Raw genomic sequence first — 19,371 nt, 5'->3', positions numbered from 1 at the left:
CGGGTTCTGGAGTACAGTGGAAGTGCCCGTGGAGAAGGTACCATGCGGGCGGATGTGAACATCTCCATGGAGGGGGGTAAAAGGGCGGAGATCAAAAATGTGAACTCCATTAAAGGAGCCTACAAGGCCCTCCAGTTTGAAATGGTACGACAAAAGAACCTAATAAAACGAGGTATTGAAATAAAACAGGAAACACGTGCCTTCCTGGAATCACAGATGATCACCGTGCCAATGCGTCTCAAGGAAGAGGCAGAGGACTACCGTTACATACCAGACCCGGACTTACCACCAATGATTGCCGAGGAAGAACGGGTGGAAATCATAAGAGAGGAAATGCCAGAACCAGCCCACATAAAAACAGAACGATTTGTAACTGAATATGGTATTAAAAAAGACCATGCCCAGGTCATCACCTCGGAACTGGAACTGGCTGATGCCTTTGAAGAAGTAGCCAAAGAAGTAGATCCTCAGTTCGCGGCACTGTGGATGAGGGATGAACTCAAACGGATTCTCTACTACAACAAACTCAACTACAAGGAAAGTGAAATAACCACAGCCCAGCTGGTGGAGTTACTCACCCTGTTACAAGATAAGAAGATCACCACCAAAGCTGGTCAGAGGATCATTGAACAATTACCCCAAAACCCTAAAATGCCAGGCCTAATTGCCGAGGAAATGGGACTGGTGGGGGTAGTGGAAGATGACACTGTCCTGACTGCAGTGAAACAAGCCATAGACGAGAATCCAGAAGCTGTTTCTGACTACTTTCAGGGCAAATCCAAGGCCCTGAACTTCCTGGTGGGGCAGGTAATGCGTCTAACCCGTGGTAAAGCAGATCCGGCAAAGACCAACCAGATGGTTGTAGAGGAACTTAAGACCCGGGAATGAATATTACATTCAGGTATGAAATTGTTTAGAATTTTCAAGTTCAGGTTTTTAGATTTAAAAGAAACTTTCGAGTGAGAACACTTTTGAGGATAACCAAAGATCTCAAAGTGCCATCCCCAGAAATTTGAGGTTAGTAGTAATGGCCAAGAGAATCCTGGACATGCTAAAATGGCATCCGGAAATGAACATGGAAAATTGCCAGGTCACCTATTTGCACCGGGGAAGTGCAGGCGACCTTAAAACCATCCCTGCCACTGATATTCAAACTTTAGAAGGAGGATTTATGATTATGGTTGACGGAGCTATGGTTCCTTATCATCGCATAATAAGAATAGAATGTGATAACAAACTTATATGGGATAAAAATCCTAAAATAGGAGGTTCAGATGACCACGTCAACTCTGGTTAAAGATTACATGACCCGGGAGGTAATAACTGTCACCCCGGACACACCCAATGCTGAAGTGATCCAGCTCATGAAACAGACCGGGCACGATGGTTTCCCAGTTAAAACCGATGGGGAAGTCATTGGCATGGTCACCGCCTTTGACCTGTTACTGAAACCCTGGGTCCACGAGGTGAAGGACATCATGTCCACCGATGTGGTGGTAGCGGACCAGTCCATGTCCCTCAATGATGCGGCCAGGGTCATGTTCCGCATGGGAATCTCCCGAATGCCAGTTATAAGTGAAACTGGTATGTTAGTGGGTATAATAACCAACACCGACATTGTACGCTCTCATATAGAGCGTTCCACTCCCATGAAAGTGAACCACTTTAAAAAGACACTGGAACAACTCTACAACATTAGAACCCGGCTGGTTCATGAGAAAGTCCCCATTGATCGTTTAAGGCCCACTCAGAACCGGGTCTACGCTGATGAACTTCAAGGGCGTACCTACGAACTTGAAAGGGGACTGGCAGAACCTACTATAGTGGTAAAAACAGGTAACCGTTACATACTGGTGGATGGACATCACCGGACAGTAGCCTCCCGTAAACTGGGATACAAGGAAATAGACTCCTACGTTATAGCTCTGGATCAGGATATAAAGATGGGAATGGAAAAAACCGCAGATAAGGAGGGTATTTACTCCTTTGAGGATATTGAGATTATTGATGATGCCCAGCACCCTCTTATAGCCATAACTGGTCCGTTGCGTAAGGATATCAAGGAGATCAAAAAATGAATGATGGAATCATCAGAGAAGTTTATCAGGTCCTGGAAGATAGAAGGGACCACCCAATTGACTCTTACACTTCTCGGATCATGCAGGATGATGATAAAAAGGCAGAGGATAAGATCCTGGAGAAGATCGGGGAAGAAGCTGCCGAGGTCATCATAGCCTCTAAAAATGATGAAGACCTGGTTTATGAATCTGCAGACCTCATTTTCCACACTCTTCTCCTCCTGGTGTATAAGGGAGTAGACCTGGACGAATTGTTCCGGGAATTCGAGAAAAGAAGGGGTTAATGACGGATCATACCATATTTTTCTTTTTTTCTATGCTTCACCTGGTGATGCAACAAATAAGTTTTTTTTAAATTGGGTTTGAATTCTTGTGATGAGAATACCCAAATAAAACAATAAAATTATATATTGGTTGTACATACAAATTATAACTTGGGTGATACAAATGGAGAAAACGAATCTAGGTAATAACAGTTTTGTTTATCCCATGCCAGTGACTCTCTTGGGCACTACACATGGGGAAACAGCTAATTTTATGGCATTAGGATGGTTAAGTAGGGCTAATGGAAATCCACCTCTTCTAATTGCCGGGGTAAACAAAGCCCATCTCACAAATCAGTTCTAATGGAAAATAATGCATTCAGCATTAACTATCCCACTGAAGATATGATGCGGGAAGTTGATTATTGTGGGTTGGTATCCGGATGAAAAGAAGACAAATCCATTCTTTTCACAGTGGAATACGGCGAACTGGAAGACGCACCACTAATAAAGGAGTGTCCCCTCTCTTTGGAATGCAAACTGGTTGATGTTTACCAAATGCCAACCCATAACCTGTTTATAGGGGAAATAATCGCCACTTATGCTGATGAAAAAATCCTCACCGAGGGGATACCAGACTTGGGCAAATTAAACCCCTTACTTCTAACCATGCCTGATAATTATTACTGGACGGTTAAAGAGAAGGTGGGTAAAGCTTGGAATATAGGGCGAGAATTAATTAAATAAGGTTAATTAAATTTAAAGTGTAGTAATAATTTAACCAAATTAAGTTAACTTATTATTAGTTATCAGTTGATTGAACCATTAGTTTAAGTAGAGGACATGTTATGTTATACCGTGAAATGGGCAAAACCGGGGAAAAAGTTTCCATATTGGGGTTTGGATGTATGCGGCTGCCAATTAGGGGTAGCTATGTTCAGATAGATGTTGAAAAAGCTTCCAATCTTCTGGATTATGCTTTAGATCAGGGAATAAACTATATGGACACTGCTTACCCTTACCATGGTATCAGCACTTCCCATGGAGGAAACAGTGAAATCTTTCTTGGAGAATACCTTACTGAAAGCAGCCGGCGTGATGAGGTCTATCTTGCCACCAAACTACCTACGTGGCGACTGGAAAATGAGGAAGACATGGAAAACTTCCTCACACAACAGCTCAAACGCTTGCAAACGGATTATATTGATTTTTATCTTCTCCACTCTTTAAAAGAGAAGCAATGGTTCCACCTGGAGGATCTGGGTGTTCTGGACTTTTTAGATGATGCAGTAGCTGATGGGAGGATTAAATATGCGGGATTCTCATCTCATGATGAAACAGATTTCATTAAGGAAGTGCTGGATTCTTACCAGTGGGATATGTGCCAGATACAGTACAACTACTTGGATGAGAATATTCAAGCCGGTAAAGAGGGCCTAGACTACGCAGCAGAGAAAGGTTTAGGGGTGGTGATCATGGAACCACTCAAAGGCGGTGTTCTGGCAGATTATGTCCCACCGGAAGTTCAGAAAATATGGGATGATTCTCCTTTGAAGAGAACACCTGCTGAATGGGCCTTCCGTTATCTTTGGGACATCTCAAAGATCAGTGTGGTTCTAAGTGGTATGAATACTCTGGAACAGCTGCAGGAAAACCTGCAAACTGCTGAAAATGGTCTGCCTCACTCACTCACATCTCTGGAAAGGAATTTGATGGAAGAGGTTAAAGAGGTTTATCAGGGTAAAATCAGTGTGGAATGCAGTAAATGTGGATACTGCATGCCCTGCCCCAGTGGGATAAACATCCCCCAATGTCTTAGTTATCTGAACCAGGCAGGGATGTTTGAAGATTATTCTGAAGTTAAAAATCAGTACTACTTCATGCTAAAGGACACTGAAAGGGCCGGTAATTGTCTGGAGTGCGGATTGTGTGAAGAATTATGTTCCCAGCACCTTGCCATCCGGGAGGAACTGAAAAAGGTGGTATGTAAGATGGGAAATTAAATATGGGGCAAATGTAGTATATATAAAATAATTAAGGGGAATTAATAGAAATATTTTTATTTTTTTTAAAGAAACTAAGAAATGTGTTTTTCCAATTCACTGGCTGTTTTATCAATTAGTTCAGTGAGTTTAACCCCTTCTTCACGCCCTAAAACCTCAGAGTAACGTTGGTGTAAACTTCCCCAGCATTTATCAATCTCCTTTTGGAGATCAATCCCTTTTTTAGTGGGATAGAGGTAGGATAATTTTCCCTTTATCTTTCTTTCAACCAGCCCCCTACCCTCCAGTTTGTCTATGAAGCGGGTGGTGGTGGATGGTTTTATATTCATGATCTGGGAGAGTTCTTTCTGGGAAAGGCCAGCCTGGTAGTTAATGTTCATCAGGGTCAGGGCGTGTGAGGGTGAAAGACCGGTTTTCAGAAATTCCTCCTCCGCCATTTTGTTAAGGATTCGGTTAAGTTTATTACTGGTGAAGTACAGGCAACTGCACATGGTGGGGCACTGTTTTTTTTCATTCATGAAGGAAGGCACCTCAAGTTCAAATATGTTCTTTCCTTTCTATTAAGATTTTTTAGGTAATCTTTATATATTATTGCTTGTACATACAACTATAGTTTGGTGTTAATTGAAAAATCCCAAGCAAAAAAGATCAAATAGGGGAAAAATGTGACCATGAAAGATTTAAACACCGATATATGTATAAAATGTGGTTCTTGTGTCCGGGAATGCCCAATGAACCTGATACAAATGAATGATTTGCCAGAAATCCCTGAAACAGCAGAAGCCTTCTGTTGCCAGTGTGGGCACTGCCGGGCAATATGTCCAGAGGGAGCAATAGGCGGATTCCGTGAATCTAAAATAGAGGGGAACGAGAAATTCACCATAACTCCTGAAGAAATGGGATCCCACATGAAATTGCGAAGATCAATCCGCCATTACAGTGACCAACCTGTAACCAGGGAAACAATGGAGGAGATCTTTGAAATTGTTAGATACGCACCATCTGCTGCCAATGGCCAGCCAGTGGAATGGACGGTGATCAACGATCCAGATAAAGTGAACCAGATAAGCTCCCGAACCATGGAATGGATGAACGAGGTTTCAAAGGGAGATTCTCCCATTAAAGATATAATGCCATTGGATTCCATGATTGAAAGCTGGGAAAATGGGATGGATCCCATCCTCAGAAAAGCACCATGCCTGGTGGTGGCCCATGCCCATTCTGAAAATAACATGGCCTTCACCGATGGCATAATCGCCCTAACTCACCTTGACCTGGCCTTACCCTCCTTTGGAATGGGTGGCTGCTGGGCTGGTATATTGAATATTGCCTGTAATCAGCACCCTCCACTTAAGGATGTACTGGGAGTTCCAGAAAGAAATACAGTGATATACCCATTCATGGTGGGGTATCCTAAATATCAGCACCAGAGAATACCGGAAAGAAACCAGCCGAAAATACGGTGGGAATAAAAAAATCGATGAATAAATTATTTCAAAAAACACTTAGTAATTATTCTGCACTCAATTTTTTAAAGGTAAATTGAAGTGGAAGAAAATAGATAATAATAAATAGAAAAATTTTATGGAGAACTGGGAATTAAAAATATTTTCAGTAAGAAGTGTACAAAGATTTAGGGGTTGTATAGATGGAATTCGAGGATTTGATTAAGGAACGACACAGTGTACGCAGTTACCAGTCCAGGCCAGTGGAAGATGAAAAACTGGAAAAAGTACTGGATGCTGCACGACTGGCACCAACTGCGGCCAATAAACAGCCTTTCCGGTTGATAGTGGTTAAAACTGAAGGTCGAAAGGATGAGTTGAAACGTGTTTACCATGCGGACTGGTTTAGCCTGGCACCTCTGGTTATCTGTGCCTGTGCTGTTAAATCAGAGTCATGGACCCGTCGAGATGGCCGTAACTACGTGGATGTGGACACCGCCATTGCCATGGACCATCTAATACTGGCAGCCACTAACCTGGGACTAGGAACCTGCTGGATAGCAGCTTTCGATGCTGAAGCAGCTAGAGAAGTTCTTAAAATACCGGATGAAGTGGAACCTCTCTTATTCACTCCACTGGGATATCCTGCCGATGAAACAGGGACTAAAACCCGGAAGGACCTGGATGAACTGGTGCGTTACCAGCAATGGTGATGAATCAACAATGATGGAATCATTAATGGGCCATTTATTGGATTACACGGAAATAAGAATCATTAAAAAATGTTGGAGTTTTTAATATGAAAAAATCATTGGGAGCCAAAACCATAACCTATCCCACCCCGGTTTTTGTGGTGGGGACTTATGATTCGAAAGGAAAACCTAACGCTATGACTGCAGCATGGGGTGGAATCTGCTGTTCTGTTCCACCTTGCATAGCCATCTCATTAAGGAAGGCCACCTATACTTATCACAGTATCATGGATAGTAAGGCCTTCACCATAAGCATCCCATCTGAGGATCAGGTGAAGGAAGCAGATTACTTTGGAATAGCCTCTGGAAAAGATGTGGATAAATTCCAGGCCACAGGACTCACCCCAGTTAAAAGTAAAGTGGTGAATGCACCCTACGTAGGTGAGTTTCCCTTCATCCTGGAATGTGAATTACAACAATCAGTGAAGATAGGACTGCACACCCAGTTCATAGGGGAAATAAAAGATATAAAAGTGGATGAATCATTGATATCCGATGATGAGTCTTTAATTAAAAAAATAAAACCATTAATTTACAGTCCTGATAATCAGTCCTATTATGGTGTGGGTGAACTGGTAGGAAAGGCATTTTCTGCGGGAAGACAGTTTAAATTATAGGGTAATTGTGAATAAAGGCAGTAAATAGGGGGGCAGTAAATAGGGGATTTAAAACGATTTTTTAGTTTCCCTGCACTTCCCTCATGAACCGTTCTTTGATTTCCGGGGGTTCCAAGGGGATCACTGGTACACTTGCGTTGCCTGCTTTCACTTTCACATGAACGAAAACAGGTCCTTCCATTTCTAGAACGGGAGCAAAATCAATTTCAACTTCCGGGGACTCTTGGTAAAAAACGGTGTTCTTAAAACCCACTCCTTCTGCCACCTTTTTAAGGTTGGTGGTGGAGGAGTAGGTGCATTGATTACCGGTGCTACCGTAACATTCATTGTCCAGAACCACCAGCACCAGGTTCTCAGGGGATTGGTTGTAGATGGTCACCAGGCTGCCCAGGTTCATTAAAAGTGATCCGTCTCCATCGAAAACAATCACCTTCCTATCCTGAGCTATGGCCAGTCCCAGGCCAATGGATGAAGCCATACCCATTGATCCCATCATATAAAAATGCTTAGAAGAGTCTTTAACATGATAAAGCTCTCTTGAAGGGAATCCGATATTGCAGATAACCAGTTCGTCTTTCAGCTGTTTGGTGATCTGTTCCAGAGCCTTTATTCTTTCCATCTTCCTAATTCTCCCTTTATTAAATCATATCTCTTTTTTAGAGCACATTATATTCAATTATATTCAATGGAAACCGTTTCTACCAGAAGCTAATCTCCAGGAGTATGCCCAGTGGCGATCCACCTAATTCTGCCAGTAACCATGATTCGGGTATGAGTTTAAGTGCTTCTTCCGGTTTTTTAGGATTGATGTAGGCGATTTCCAGGGTGTCCAGTATTCCAGTGGTGGCTTCTCCCATGGGGATCTGGGCTCCCATGAATTCTCCCTCAGTACCTCGGTGGCTGATGATCATTAGTATGGGGAACTGGTAAAGTTTAAAAAGAGAAGCCAAGACATTCACTGAGTTTCCCAATCCAGAGTTCTGCATTAGGATGGCTGGTTTCTTACCACCCATATAGGCTCCGGCTGCAATCCCGAATCCTTCTTCTTCCCGGGTTACAGGAACATGGGTGATATCCGGGTCGCAGTCCACCATTTCCATGACTTTCCCCAGGTTGACACAAGGCACACTCACCACGAAATTGATTCCTGCTTTTTTCAGTCCTTCAAACACTGCCTGGCTGCTGTCCATGGATTTTATCTCCTTTTTTACCAATCATGGTTTATAGGGTGCTTCCTTTAATCTTTCCAGTTTAATCCACTGGGAAATCATTCTCCCAGTATGCTCACCACATTTACATCTACCTTGCTAGCTATTTCCCGGAGTTGCTGGAGGAGGGTTTCATCCAGTGGTATGCCTTCGGCCTGGTGGCGTTTCACATTCATAACTTCAAAGTCACCGGGTATCATAACGTTGGGTGTGGCTTTTATTTCAGCTATCAAATCATCAACATCACCTTTAAAGTCCTCCACATCCACAAATTTAGAGGGGTCAATGGCGGTGATGAGATCTCCCTTGGTACAGGGAACTTCCGGGTTGGCGGTTCCAGTGACTGCTTTACCAAAAGAGGCATTAACCAGTGGTCCGGCCATTATCTCGATCATGAATGAAAGGGCGTATCCTTTATGAGCTCCGAAAGGTAGTATTGACCCTTTAAGTGCTTCAGCAGGGTCGGTGGTTGGGTTTCCATCTGCATCCAGGGCCACGTTCTCGGGTATGGATTCTCCCCTGCGTTTGGCTTCCAATAGTTTTCCCCGGGCTGAGGCTGATGTGGCCATGTCCACGGAGACGTAATGGCTGCCAGAGGGTATTCCGATAGCCAGGGGGTTGGTTCCCAGTATGGGTTCTTTCCCACCAACAGGGGCCACTGCGGGTTCGGTGTTGGCAGTAATGATCCCGATGAGGTCCTCCATCAGGGCCATGTCCGAGTAGTAACCAGCCACCCCAAAGTGGTTGGAGTTGTGAATACCCACCATTCCAATCCCGGTTTCTTTAGCCTTCTGGATGGCCAGTTCCATACACCGGTAGGTTACCACATGTCCAAATCCATGATTACCATTTACCATTGCAGTGGCCGCACTTTCCTTTTCAACGGTTATCTTGGTTTGGGGTTTGATGGTGCCAAATTCCAGTCCTTTAATGTACTGGGGGAATCTGCCAATTCCGTGTGATGAGAAACCCTTAAGATCCGCGTCCAGGGTCACTTCGGCGACTATAGATGCTTCTTCTGCTGGTACGTCTAGCTGGGTTAAAATCTCAATGATCAAAGATAATTCCTGTTCTGGAGTAATGTTCATGTATTCACCTTCCTATAAGTTTAATCAAATATCCCTTAATTCTACAAAATATCCATTAATACTAATTAAATTATATAAAAAAATTGTATTATTAATTAAATGGAATAAATTTGAGTTTATTTACAGTTCTATCCATCCTCCCTGGAAGGTTTTAACTTCAACCTTCTCTTCAGGGTCTTCGGAAACTTTTCCAATGATCTGAACTGGGAAATGGTTCCCTATGATCTCCATGGCCTCAGTGGCATTTTTCCGTGGTAAAATGACTGCAAATCCAATGCCCATATTGAAAACTCGGTACATCTCCTCAACTTCCACTCCCTGGGATGCAATGAACTGGAATAATGGATGGGGTGTTGGCAAGTCATCAATAAGGTAACTGATTCCTTTTTTAAGCCGTTTAAGGTTTGTGAAACCGCCTCCGGTTATATGGGCCAGGCCGTGAACTTCCACTTTTTCCAGTAACTGGTTGATGGCCTGCACATAGATACGGGTGGGTTCCAGTAATGCTTCCCCCACTGTAACCTTTTCATTGGTGGGGAGGAAATCATCCACCTTAAGACCTGCTTCTTCAAAGCAAACCCTACGGGCCAGACTTAAACCGTTGCTATGAATTCCACTGCTCTGGATACCTAGAATAACATCATCTTCGGCTATTTTATCCCCAGCGACTATTCCATCCAGGTCCACCAGCCCAATACCAGTGGCTGCCAAGTCAAAATTCTTCACAATTCCAGGTAGAGATGCGGTTTCTCCTCCGATCATAGCCACATTGGCCTGGCGACATCCTTCGGCCAGTCCTTCTCCTATCTGGCTGGCTGCTTCCGGGTCTGGTTTTTCCACAGCCAAGTAGTCTACCATGGCCAGGGGACGGGCTCCCACGCAGATAAGGTCGTTGACCACCATGGCCACACAATCAATACCCACAGTATCGTACTGGTCCATCATCTCCGCCACCAGGATCTTGCTTCCCACACCGTCGGTGCTCATGGCCAGGGCCTGGTTTCCCAGGCGAACTAGAGCTGCGAAGTGACCGCTTTCGGTTATAACATCCTGAAATTGGAGGGTTTTCTTTAGTTTTTTAGTTAGGGCGCTGACAGTGACCTCTTCCAGGTCGATGTCTACCCCTGATTCTGAATAGGTTACCATGAAAAATCACCTAGATAAGACTAACAATAAAAGTCAATTTAATATATGGTTTGGTCGTGGACCTAATAAAAGTTTATAGACAATATGGTTAAAAAAAAATATGAAAATGTGGGTCAATTAACCCACTATCCCTTCCAATAAAAGATATTGGAAATTTATTTTTCACTGGATTCGAACGGTTTCCAGGTTCATGGGAGTTTTGGTTTCGATCTTGTAACTCCGGTAGATACTGCTGGCCAGATCCAGGGTTTTATAGTTATCTCCGTGACAGATCAGGATCTTCTCGGGTTTGGGACTTATGCGACGCACGTAGTCCATGAGCTGCCTGCGGTCAGAGTGTCCACTGAATCCTTCAATGGTTTTAATACCCATCTTAACATTGTAAACGTTGGTTTTACCCTCTTCTTTGATGGGTATTTCTTTCCAGCCTTTCTGCAGTCTGCGTCCCAGTGATCCTTCAGCCTGGTATCCTACAAAGACCAGTGAATTCCTTTCATCTCCACATAACCATTTGAAGTATTCCACTGAATTTCCACCGGTTAACATACCTGAGGTAGAGAGTATGATGGATGGATCGCCTTCCACAATATCTTTCCGTTCATCAATACCGTTAACCTTATGGAAAACATCAGAAATGAATGGGTTACGTCCCATATGGAATATCTGGTCCCGGAGGTCTTTGCTGAGGTATTCTGGTCGGGCAGTGTGGATGGCGGTGGCCTCCCAGATCATACCATCAATGTAAACCGGAACCTCATCAATGATTCCGTGGCGGATGTATTCATCCAAAACAATCATCATCTCTTGAGCTCTTCCCACGGCAAAAACAGGGATTAAAACTTTACCTTTACGTTCCAAGGTTTTGTAGATAGTTTTGACAATATCTTTCTCGGCATCGTTCCGGGTGGGCTGCACATCCTCGTGCCCACCGTAGGTGCTCTCCATTACCATTGACTCTATACGGGGGAATTTAGCTACAGCAGGTTCCAGGAGTCTGCTACGTTCGTACTTGAAATCTCCGGTATAAACAAAGTTATGTTGACCGTCACCAATGTGCATATGGGTAATGGCTGAACCCAAGATGTGTCCGGCGTTGTGTAGTGTGAGTCGGATGTCCGGTGCGATATCAGTAACTTCCCCGTAGTCTAAGGTTATGGTGTGTTTGATGCTCTTTTTAACGTGTTTCACGTTGAAAGGTAAGGGGTTGTCTTCCCTGTGGGCGATATCAATATGATCCATCTGTAAAAGGGTCATGAGATCTCGGGTGGGAGTTGTACAGTACACTGGTCCTTCATAACCATAATGGTAAAGGTATGGTAAGAATCCGGAGTGATCCAAGTGTGCGTGGGATATTATAACTGCGTCAAGATCGTCTAAGACGAATTCAGGGACGTTAAGATAAGGGTATGAACTTTTATCATCTTTACCTGCCACGTTAACCCCACAATCCAGCAATATCTTGCTGTTTGATGTCTGCATGAATAAGCATGAGCGTCCTACTTCACGGAAACCACCCAAGGCGGTGATTCGTACCCATTCATTTTCCATGGATACTGGTCGGTGGATATGATTCCCCAACTCTTGCAGGATCTTTTTACGCTCTTTACTGTTCTTCCTAAGTGTCCGTCTGATCCTTTGGATAATCTCAGAAGAAATAGGTGGTGTACGTAATATTTTAGGAGCCCATCCGATTTGTTTAACAATTTCACGGGATGTAGCTCCGTATTTTCCGATTACAAGTCCCGGTTTCCTTGCTTCGATTATGACTTCACAGGTCACATCGTCAAAGGAGATGTTGGTGATCTTGGCCTCGTCAGGGACTATGCTGTGGATACGGTTAATGGACTCCTCGGGCTCGGTGAGCACTGATTTGTGAGAACGGATAATAATACGTTTTCGAATGTCCTTGGCTAGGTCACGGATGAGATCACCATTTTCGGTGATTATTTCCGGATTTTTGGTGTAAATCACCACTTCCGGACCTTCAAATTCCACTTTTGCCACTTGAACTCGGCTGGGTAATCTTTGTACTATTGTGTTTTTAATTTCTTGAATCTCTGAACCCATAACATCACTTCTAGAAAAATAGAAAATAGTTCGAGCCCATGGGGGCTCTGGTTAAATTTAATTTGTTAATAAAAAATTAGTTAAAGTTCTTTTATTTTTCGGTTTACCTCTTCCTCGGATAATTTTTTAAATCCTTCTTCCTCAGTAATGGTGGCTACCAGGATTGAATTGCCAGAGTAAGCATCCCTTTCCATGGCAGATTTAATGGCTCGAATGGCCACATCTACACCTTCTTCCACGTACAGGTCTTCACTGTAACGATCTTCCAGGACACCATAGGCTACTGGTGAACCAGAGCCAGTGGAAATCATAAGATCCTTAATTACTCCTCCAGTGGGATCCAGGGAGTAAAGGGCAGGGCCTTTATCATCCACTCCTCCCAGGAGTGTCTGTACATAGAAGGGATAACCCCTTGATGAGTGTAAGATGTTGGAGGTGAGGGTGGCTGCGGCTTCTACGTTGATTCTTTTACCATTTCGGAGTCTGAAGAGTGCCACTTCTGCTCTGATGTATTTCATCAGGCTCTGGGCATCGGAAACTGCACCGGCAATGGTGGTTCCAATGTGATCATCTATTTTGAAGATCTTGTCGGCTACTTTGTGGGCTATGAGGTTGCCCATGGTAGCTCTTGTTTCGGTAGCAAAAACAACTCCGTCTTTACAGGTTAAACCAACAGTTGTAGTGCCTTTAAGTCGATTTTCATCATTCATAGAATACACCTCAAAAAAACATAAGATTAAAAATAGCTTTCTAGTTGCTACTTTAAGATTCATGGTATATAAATATTGCTTAATCTTGCTGGTTAAATTCAATCTAATTACCAGTTTTCTGTCCTTCTTTTATATGCCCGGCCTATATAAGTGTTTTCCCTTATTTTTTATAGTTTATAAGCTGTCACTGGAAAATTCTCTTTTTATCATCAATCAGGGGAAGTATTCCTCCTGAATGGTTTATAAGGGCGAACCTTGGGTACTGAAACGTGGATCGAAGATCGGTACATTTCAACAAATTCTATGTTACTGCAATGCTCTGGGACACTTTCATAAATTAACCAAATTAATCTTACCACCACTTTTGGGACCCTCATCATCATCCAATTTATTTTATTACTATACTACTTGGTGGGGTAGTTTCCCATTAATTTTATACCTCCTTGGAGTTCCAATATATAACCATGAAAGGTAAGGTCATTGGTGACATTCTGGTTTTAAAGAATCATGTGGATAGGCCCCAGGAACTCCTGAATATTCCTGGAGTTAAACGGGCAGTGCGTCTGGGCAGAATAAATGGACCTAAGAGAGAACCGGAAGTGGAGATAATTTTAGGTGAGGGTACTGAAACCGTTCACCGGGAAAATCATTGCCAATATAAACTGGATGTGGCCCGGATAATGTGGTCCAAGGGAAACACCACGGAAAGGAAGAGAATGGGGCAACTGGTAAGGCCTGGGGAGACTGTAGTGGATATGTTTGCAGGTATTGGTTATTTCACCATGCCAATGGCTGTGCATGGAAATCCTGAAAAAATATATGCTGTGGAGATAAACCCGGTGGCCCATGGTTACCTTTTGGAAAACATAAAACTCAACCAGGTTTTGGATGTGGTTGAGCCTATTCTGGGCAACTGTCGGGATGTGGCACCACGTAATATGGCTGACCGGGTTTTAATGGGATATATTGGGAATACTGATGAGTACCTTGATGTGGCCATGGATATAATCAAGGATGAAGGGATCATCCATTACCATGAATCTGTTCCGGATAAATTGAAGTATATAAGGCCGTCAGATAGAATTAGGGAAGCAGCCAAGGATTTTAACGTGGATATATTAAACCAGAGGGTTATAAAGAAGTATTCTCCTGGGGTTTACCACATGGTGGTGGATGCCCAGATATTTAAAAATTGAGATTTGTAGGACATGGGTTGCAGGGGATGGTGATATGGAAGTTTTTGAGGCCATAAGTCAGAGAAGAAGCATTAGGCGGTTTAAAACAGAAGATGTGGATGAATCCTTAATTGAGAAGATCATCAAATCCGGGGTTTGGGCACCTTCTGCAGGTAACCTGCAGAGCTGGGAGTTGATTCTGGTTAAAAATGCCCAAACCCGGGAAAAACTCTCTGAAGCAGCCTACCTGCGTGAATTCATAGCTAAAGCACCGATGGTCATGATTCCATGTGTTAACTTGCGTGTTTCTGGTGGGGTTTACGGTAAGCGGGGGGCAGAGCTTTACTCCTTACAGGATGTTTCATGTGCAGTAGAGAACATGCTGCTCATGGCCCATGCAATGGGTTTGGGTGCATGTTGGGTTGGGGCTTTTAATGAACAACAAGTCATTGAGTTATTGGAGATACCAGATCATATAAGGCCGGTGGCACTTATTCCCATGGGTTATCCTGACGAAAAACCTTATCCTCCTCCAAGGCGTGATTTGGAGGATTTATTACATTTTGAACGATATTAATGTGGGTTTCTCTCCGATTTAATTACTAAATATTTTCTTGGGAAACCAAGGAATCTAGCATACTTTATGTTTAATACTGGAGATTATCTGGGATTCAATATTCATATCTTAAATTATAAATAAGATGAATGAACATAATGTATTGATAATGTCAAACAATATTGTCATCAATATTGTATTTTTATTTTTTAAGGAGGGTGGGGGTTATGTCAGCAGCAAAGATTTTAGTGGTGGAGGATGATGGGCTCACTGCAATGGAGCTCCAGAGAAAACTAAAAACATGGGGGTATGAAGTTCCATCATTTGCTTTTTCACGTAAGGATGCGGTTAAAAAGGCTAAAGAAATAAAACCGGATCTAATTTTGATGGATATAATGCTTAAGGGTCAGGGTGATGGGATAGATGCTGCCAATGAGATTAAAAACATTCGAGATATTCCAATCATTTATTTAACTGCCTACGGGGATGTAAAAACCCGGAAAAGGGCTGAATTCACCAACCCCACTGCTTACATAATCAAACCATTTGAAGAAAATGAATTACAGGATAAAATTGAAAATGCATTATATGATCATAAAATTGAAAAAAAGTTTTATGAGATTGGGCAACGTCTGGATAACAAATTAAAAGACTCCGGAGTTATAGTTATAGATTCGAATGGTGTTATAAAATATATAAACTCGTTTGCTTCTAATTTAACTGGTTTTGGTCAAGAAGAGATTGTATTTAAAGAACTGGCCGAGGTCTTCTCCCTGGAAGAAATTAAAGACCAGGAGGATATCCAGAAATATTTAGATGAATTTATTGGGGATGGGAGTCCTAAAACATCTAAATCAATTTTAAAACATAAATCTGGGAATAAAATTCATATAGAGTACACTATTACTTCTATTGGTGGAGAAAATCAGGGATCTATAGGGGCCAGCATCATATTCCAGAATATAAGTCAGCAGGTGAAGGATGAAAAATCACTCCTGGAACGGGAACAAAAATTCAGAAAAATTTATTCCCAGGCCCTAGCAATGGAAATATTTGATGCGAATGGAAACTTATTAGATGCCAACCCAGCCTGCTTCAGTCTTTTTGGTGCCTCATCCTTTGATCATCTTGAAAGGTTCAACCTATTTACAGATTTCAAACTTAAATCTGAAGAAATAGATAGACTAAAAAAAGGTAAAAAGGTTATTTTTGACTCCAAATTCGATTGGAAAAAGTTAAATGAACTTGGATTTAATAAAACAATCAAATCAGAATTTTTATATCTTAATATCCATATAAGTCCACTTAAACTGGATGAAATTCCTGATGGATATCTTATTCAATTCCAGGACATCACTGAGCACCGAAAAATGGAAGAATATCTTAAAGACACCAGTGAAAGATATCTAAAAATTTTAGAAACAGTAGATGGGGCCTTAATGGTGTATAACGCTGACCTAAAATGTATATACTCCAATAACCGTATTGGGGAACTTTTAGGTTTTGAGGAAGATGTGCTTGGCAAATCCCTTCCAGATTCTGTTAAATCACTGTGGGATGAAGAACTGGAGTTAATGTGCCTGAAAACACTGGAAACAAGAAACCACCATAATGTCATTAAAAGCTTCCAAAAGAATGAAATCTACTCATTTGTTGAAATAAGATCATACAAATTATTTAATGGCATAATTCTAATTTTGAATGATGTTACTGATATTAAAAAAAGAGAAGAGGATTTAAAAAGAAACCAGGAACTGTATCGTTCGGTGGTTGATGATCAAAGTGAAATTGTATGCAGATTCAACCATGATCTCCAACTCACTTTCGCCAATGAATCATACTATAATTATTTCGGTTTAAAAGATGAAGTCAATCCCGTGTTTTCATTATCCTCTGAAGATAAGGATAAACTGAAAATTCAACTGAAATCCTTAAATGAGGAAAACCCCATCAAAATCATGGAAGGGCCCTTAAAAATTGGCAGTGGGGAATTAAGATGGTGGCAATGGGTTACCCAGGCCAAGTATGATAATGATGGTAACATCGAAGAATATCAGTCAGTGGGACGTGATGTAACTTCCCATCATCAGGAGATTGAAGGGCTTCAGAACAATCTGAATAATCTACGCCTTTCAATCAATGAAAAAAACAAGGAATTAAATGAAATTAAAAAATCATTCCAGTCTAGATTAGAGGATAAAGATCAAACCATAGGCGCTCTTGAAAAATTAAATGAGGATATGGATAAGGAATTCAAAGAAACATTCCAGAAACTCAAAGAAACCATCCAAAGTCAAAAAGATGAACTTAATAATTCCCAGAACCGGGAGTTTGCACTGGAAAGAGACATGAAACTTCTGGAAGATGAAATACAGAGAATAAAAGCAGATTATAAGGAATCATCCAGAGCTCTGGCTGCAGAAAGAAGTATCCGAAAAAAAACTGAAGAAAATCTAGAGAAAAAATCTCTTGACCTGGAAATGCAGGTTAATAAAACAGAGAAAGCCCTATCTCTCATCAGTGAACTGGAGAAAGAGATTGAAGACTTTATAATCCTGAAAAATTCATTGGAAAAATCACGGAAACAGCTGGAAAATGAATTGGAAGTTAAGGAGAAACAGCTTGAAAAAATCACCCATGATCTGAATCTTGAAATAACCGAGCGAATCAAGGCTGAAAAAACCATTCAAGAAATCAGGGATGACCTTGAAGAAAAAAGAAAAACCATCACCCAACTTGAAAATGATTTCCAGTCCCAGTTATCAGAACTCAAAAAAGCAGAACAACTCACCAGACAATCCCTCGATGCACGGGAAAAAACCATTAAAAACGTCTATAACGGGGTTAAAAATAATATGCAAATGATATCCAGTCTTAACCGGCTGCATTCTGAGTATGTTATTGAAGAGATGGTGGACAAACTAAAAGATGGCCGCAGTTACCTTCGATCCTTTGGAATGGTCCATGAAAAGTTATACCAATCCACGGATCTCGAAAACGTTGATATAGGGGAATACCTGGAAAGCATCCTGAATGATATTTCACGCTCACACGGAGCCAAAAATGTAAACATAATCACCAAAACCGATGATGTTCATTTGAATATGGATATGGCAGTATTATCCGGGTTAATGATAAGTGAATTGGTAATAAACTCCATAAAACACGGATTCCCCAATGAAAAACAGGGAGAAATTGTGGTGGAAGTGATGAATGAGGATGAAGATATGGTAATTAAGGTTTCGGATAATGGTGTTGGAATCCCATCCCACATATCCATTGAAACTGTTGATTCATTTGGTTTACAACTGGTTAAAACCTTTGTAGAGCAATCTGAAGGTTCTATTAAATTGGAAGAGGATGATGGGGCCAACTTCATCATTAAAATTCCAAAAACATAATATTGGTTAAACATAATAGTGGTTAATAACATAAAAAAATAGTTGTCTTGATTAATTTAATAACTGTCCCGGAGTCATTTAATGTCACAGCGGCCCAAGATTTTAGTAGTGGAGGATGAAGCCCTCACTGGAATGGAACTCCAGAAAAAACTAATTCAATGGGGTTACGATGTGGTAGATATAGTTTCCTCTGGGGAAGATGCTGTTAAAAAAGCAATGGAGCTTGAACCGGACCTGATCTTAATGGATATCCTGCTGAAAGGTTGTATGAATGGGATAGATGCTGCGAAGATTATCCGGAAAAATAAAGAAATTCCCATTATATATCTGACTGCTTACAGTAATTCTGAAACTTTTCAAGGAGCCAAGATCACCCAACCCCAGGCCTACCTTATCAAACCCTTCGATGAAAACGAGCTTAAATTCGCAATTGAAATGGCTTTTTTTGGTTACGAATCCAATTTAAAGCTGAAAAAAAGCGAAGAACACTATAGAATTCTTGCAGAGAATGCTCAAGATATGATCTTCATCATAAACAAAGATTTAATGGTGGATTATGCCAATCAATCTTCACTGAAATATCTGAAACTCAACAAAGAAGAAATTATAGGTAAACCAGTGCAGGATATTTTCACAAATCAGGCTTTTGATGGACAAATAAGATCACTCCAGAATGTTTTTAACACTGGAAATTCAATGCGCGTTAAAAGCCCTTTCATTTTTCCCGACTGTAAAGTGTGGCTGGACACCAGATTAAAACCCTTAATGAATAATGAAGGCAAAATATACGCAGTTATGGGAATTTCCAGGGAAATCACTGAAAATAATTACCAATGAAAAAGAAGAAGATAAAAAGCTATAT

21 protein-coding genes (1 of these 21 only partly in view) are annotated in these 19,371 nt (G+C 41.6%); 14 read left to right on the top strand and 7 right to left on the bottom strand.

The features are described 5' to 3' along the window. The 7 genes from gatB to BK009_RS07745 form a co-directional block, all read left to right on the top strand. A protein-coding gene (gene gatB / locus BK009_RS07770; RefSeq protein WP_100905539.1) for an Asp-tRNA(Asn)/Glu-tRNA(Gln) amidotransferase subunit GatB crosses the window boundary here: on the top strand, positions 1-888 show its 3' portion. 474 nt of this gene lie to the left of the window's left edge; the window shows 888 of its 1,362 coding nt (coding positions 475-1,362); its start codon lies off the left edge, out of view; the stop codon is at positions 886-888. 139 nt (positions 889-1,027) lie between these two features. Further along, on the top strand, positions 1,028-1,297 hold the full coding sequence (locus BK009_RS07765) for a DUF504 domain-containing protein (protein WP_100907035.1): 270 nt from the start codon (positions 1,028-1,030) through the stop codon (positions 1,295-1,297). After that, entirely contained in the window at positions 1,275-2,078 is an 804-nt protein-coding gene (locus tag BK009_RS07760) for a CBS domain-containing ParB/RepB/Spo0J family partition protein (RefSeq protein ID WP_100905541.1), read from the top strand. Before BK009_RS07765 ends, BK009_RS07760 begins: the two co-directional genes overlap by 23 nt. Beyond that, a complete protein-coding gene (hisE, locus tag BK009_RS07755) occupies positions 2,075-2,362 on the top strand; it encodes a phosphoribosyl-ATP diphosphatase (RefSeq protein ID WP_100907034.1) in 288 nt (95 codons plus the stop codon). Before BK009_RS07760 ends, hisE begins: the two co-directional genes overlap by 4 nt. Before the next feature lie 163 nt (positions 2,363-2,525). Continuing rightward, on the top strand, positions 2,526-2,705 hold the full coding sequence (locus BK009_RS12670; RefSeq protein ID WP_236950969.1) for a hypothetical protein: 180 nt from the start codon (positions 2,526-2,528) through the stop codon (positions 2,703-2,705). 110 nt (positions 2,706-2,815) lie between these two features. Continuing rightward, on the top strand, positions 2,816-3,088 hold the full coding sequence (locus BK009_RS12665) for a flavin reductase family protein (RefSeq protein WP_236950968.1): 273 nt from the start codon (positions 2,816-2,818) through the stop codon (positions 3,086-3,088). A 101-nt stretch (positions 3,089-3,189) separates the two neighbouring features. Further along, a complete protein-coding gene (locus tag BK009_RS07745; protein ID WP_100909342.1) occupies positions 3,190-4,344 on the top strand; it encodes an aldo/keto reductase in 1,155 nt (384 codons plus the stop codon). Between the two features lie 74 nt (positions 4,345-4,418). Here BK009_RS07745 and BK009_RS07740 read toward each other — a convergent pair whose 3' ends face one another. Next, entirely contained in the window at positions 4,419-4,862 is a 444-nt protein-coding gene (locus BK009_RS07740; protein ID WP_100907031.1) for a MarR family winged helix-turn-helix transcriptional regulator, read from the bottom strand. A 153-nt stretch (positions 4,863-5,015) separates the two neighbouring features. Between BK009_RS07740 and BK009_RS07735 the strand changes: the two genes are divergently transcribed. From BK009_RS07735 to BK009_RS07725, 3 genes are all read left to right on the top strand, one after another. Next, on the top strand, positions 5,016-5,816 hold the full coding sequence (locus BK009_RS07735) for a nitroreductase family protein (protein WP_100909738.1): 801 nt from the start codon (positions 5,016-5,018) through the stop codon (positions 5,814-5,816). Between the two features lie 176 nt (positions 5,817-5,992). Then, positions 5,993-6,502: a nitroreductase family protein gene (locus BK009_RS07730; RefSeq protein WP_100907030.1), complete on the top strand. Its 510-nt coding sequence runs from the start codon at positions 5,993-5,995 to the stop codon at positions 6,500-6,502. Between the two features lie 86 nt (positions 6,503-6,588). Next, a complete protein-coding gene (locus tag BK009_RS07725; protein ID WP_100909341.1) occupies positions 6,589-7,158 on the top strand; it encodes a flavin reductase family protein in 570 nt (189 codons plus the stop codon). Positions 7,159-7,219: 61 nt separating this feature from the next. On the opposite strand, the gene comE is transcribed toward BK009_RS07725, so the two are convergent. From comE to psmB, 6 genes are all read right to left on the bottom strand, one after another. Continuing rightward, on the bottom strand, positions 7,220-7,777 hold the full coding sequence (gene comE / locus BK009_RS07720) for a sulfopyruvate decarboxylase subunit beta (protein WP_100907028.1): 558 nt from the start codon (positions 7,775-7,777) through the stop codon (positions 7,220-7,222). Positions 7,778-7,856: 79 nt separating this feature from the next. After that, complete coding sequence (gene comD, locus BK009_RS07715; RefSeq protein ID WP_100905549.1) at positions 7,857-8,348, bottom strand: sulfopyruvate decarboxylase subunit alpha; 492 nt, start codon at positions 8,346-8,348, stop codon at positions 7,857-7,859. A 77-nt stretch (positions 8,349-8,425) separates the two neighbouring features. Further along, positions 8,426-9,454 carry an L-sulfolactate dehydrogenase gene (gene comC, locus BK009_RS07710; protein ID WP_100909340.1) on the bottom strand — a complete coding sequence of 343 codons (1,029 nt, stop codon included), beginning with the start codon at positions 9,452-9,454 and terminating at the stop codon, positions 8,426-8,428. 120 nt (positions 9,455-9,574) lie between these two features. After that, positions 9,575-10,600 carry a phosphoribosylformylglycinamidine cyclo-ligase gene (gene purM, locus BK009_RS07705; protein ID WP_100909339.1) on the bottom strand — a complete coding sequence of 342 codons (1,026 nt, stop codon included), beginning with the start codon at positions 10,598-10,600 and terminating at the stop codon, positions 9,575-9,577. A gap of 162 nt (positions 10,601-10,762) precedes the next feature. Beyond that, complete coding sequence (locus BK009_RS07700) at positions 10,763-12,667, bottom strand: beta-CASP ribonuclease aCPSF1 (protein ID WP_100905552.1); 1,905 nt, start codon at positions 12,665-12,667, stop codon at positions 10,763-10,765. 80 nt (positions 12,668-12,747) lie between these two features. Next, complete coding sequence (gene psmB, locus BK009_RS07695; protein WP_100905553.1) at positions 12,748-13,377, bottom strand: archaeal proteasome endopeptidase complex subunit beta; 630 nt, start codon at positions 13,375-13,377, stop codon at positions 12,748-12,750. A 464-nt stretch (positions 13,378-13,841) separates the two neighbouring features. Between psmB and BK009_RS07690 the strand changes: the two genes are divergently transcribed. The 4 genes from BK009_RS07690 to BK009_RS07675 all read left to right on the top strand — a co-directional run bounded on the left by BK009_RS07690 (position 13,842) and on the right by BK009_RS07675 (position 19,346). Continuing rightward, complete coding sequence (locus BK009_RS07690) at positions 13,842-14,573, top strand: class I SAM-dependent methyltransferase (RefSeq protein ID WP_100905554.1); 732 nt, start codon at positions 13,842-13,844, stop codon at positions 14,571-14,573. Positions 14,574-14,607: 34 nt separating this feature from the next. Beyond that, positions 14,608-15,129 carry a nitroreductase family protein gene (locus BK009_RS07685; protein WP_100909737.1) on the top strand — a complete coding sequence of 174 codons (522 nt, stop codon included), beginning with the start codon at positions 14,608-14,610 and terminating at the stop codon, positions 15,127-15,129. 206 nt (positions 15,130-15,335) lie between these two features. Further along, on the top strand, positions 15,336-18,509 hold the full coding sequence (locus BK009_RS07680; protein ID WP_100909338.1) for a PAS domain S-box protein: 3,174 nt from the start codon (positions 15,336-15,338) through the stop codon (positions 18,507-18,509). A gap of 81 nt (positions 18,510-18,590) precedes the next feature. Further along, positions 18,591-19,346 (top strand): response regulator, encoded by a 756-nt coding sequence (locus BK009_RS07675; protein ID WP_100909337.1) that lies wholly within the window; start codon positions 18,591-18,593, stop codon positions 19,344-19,346. The last annotated feature ends 25 nt before the right edge of the window (positions 19,347-19,371 follow it).

The organism is Methanobacterium subterraneum (assembly GCF_002813695.1).
Lineage (GTDB): Archaea > Methanobacteriota > Methanobacteria > Methanobacteriales > Methanobacteriaceae > Methanobacterium > Methanobacterium subterraneum.
This window is presented reverse-complemented; position numbering and strand designations above follow the sequence as displayed.

Coding starts and splice junctions, on each gene's coding strand:
- BK009_RS07765 (WP_100907035.1), top strand. CDS start 1,028: ATGGCCAAGAGAATCCTGGACATGCTAAAATGGCATCCGGAAATGAAC.
- BK009_RS07760 (WP_100905541.1), top strand. CDS start 1,275: ATGACCACGTCAACTCTGGTTAAAGATTACATGACCCGGGAGGTAATA.
- hisE (WP_100907034.1), top strand. CDS start 2,075: ATGAATGATGGAATCATCAGAGAAGTTTATCAGGTCCTGGAAGATAGA.
- BK009_RS12670 (WP_236950969.1), top strand. CDS start 2,526: ATGGAGAAAACGAATCTAGGTAATAACAGTTTTGTTTATCCCATGCCA.
- BK009_RS07745 (WP_100909342.1), top strand. CDS start 3,190: ATGTTATACCGTGAAATGGGCAAAACCGGGGAAAAAGTTTCCATATTG.
- BK009_RS07740 (WP_100907031.1), bottom strand. CDS start 4,862: ATGAATGAAAAAAAACAGTGCCCCACCATGTGCAGTTGCCTGTACTTC.
- BK009_RS07735 (WP_100909738.1), top strand. CDS start 5,016: ATGAAAGATTTAAACACCGATATATGTATAAAATGTGGTTCTTGTGTC.
- BK009_RS07730 (WP_100907030.1), top strand. CDS start 5,993: ATGGAATTCGAGGATTTGATTAAGGAACGACACAGTGTACGCAGTTAC.
- BK009_RS07725 (WP_100909341.1), top strand. CDS start 6,589: ATGAAAAAATCATTGGGAGCCAAAACCATAACCTATCCCACCCCGGTT.
- comE (WP_100907028.1), bottom strand. CDS start 7,777: ATGGAAAGAATAAAGGCTCTGGAACAGATCACCAAACAGCTGAAAGAC.
- comD (WP_100905549.1), bottom strand. CDS start 8,348: ATGGACAGCAGCCAGGCAGTGTTTGAAGGACTGAAAAAAGCAGGAATC.
- comC (WP_100909340.1), bottom strand. CDS start 9,454: ATGAACATTACTCCAGAACAGGAATTATCTTTGATCATTGAGATTTTA.
- purM (WP_100909339.1), bottom strand. CDS start 10,600: ATGGTAACCTATTCAGAATCAGGGGTAGACATCGACCTGGAAGAGGTC.
- BK009_RS07700 (WP_100905552.1), bottom strand. CDS start 12,667: ATGGGTTCAGAGATTCAAGAAATTAAAAACACAATAGTACAAAGATTA.
- psmB (WP_100905553.1), bottom strand. CDS start 13,377: ATGAATGATGAAAATCGACTTAAAGGCACTACAACTGTTGGTTTAACC.
- BK009_RS07690 (WP_100905554.1), top strand. CDS start 13,842: ATGAAAGGTAAGGTCATTGGTGACATTCTGGTTTTAAAGAATCATGTG.
- BK009_RS07685 (WP_100909737.1), top strand. CDS start 14,608: ATGGAAGTTTTTGAGGCCATAAGTCAGAGAAGAAGCATTAGGCGGTTT.
- BK009_RS07680 (WP_100909338.1), top strand. CDS start 15,336: ATGTCAGCAGCAAAGATTTTAGTGGTGGAGGATGATGGGCTCACTGCA.
- BK009_RS07675 (WP_100909337.1), top strand. CDS start 18,591: ATGTCACAGCGGCCCAAGATTTTAGTAGTGGAGGATGAAGCCCTCACT.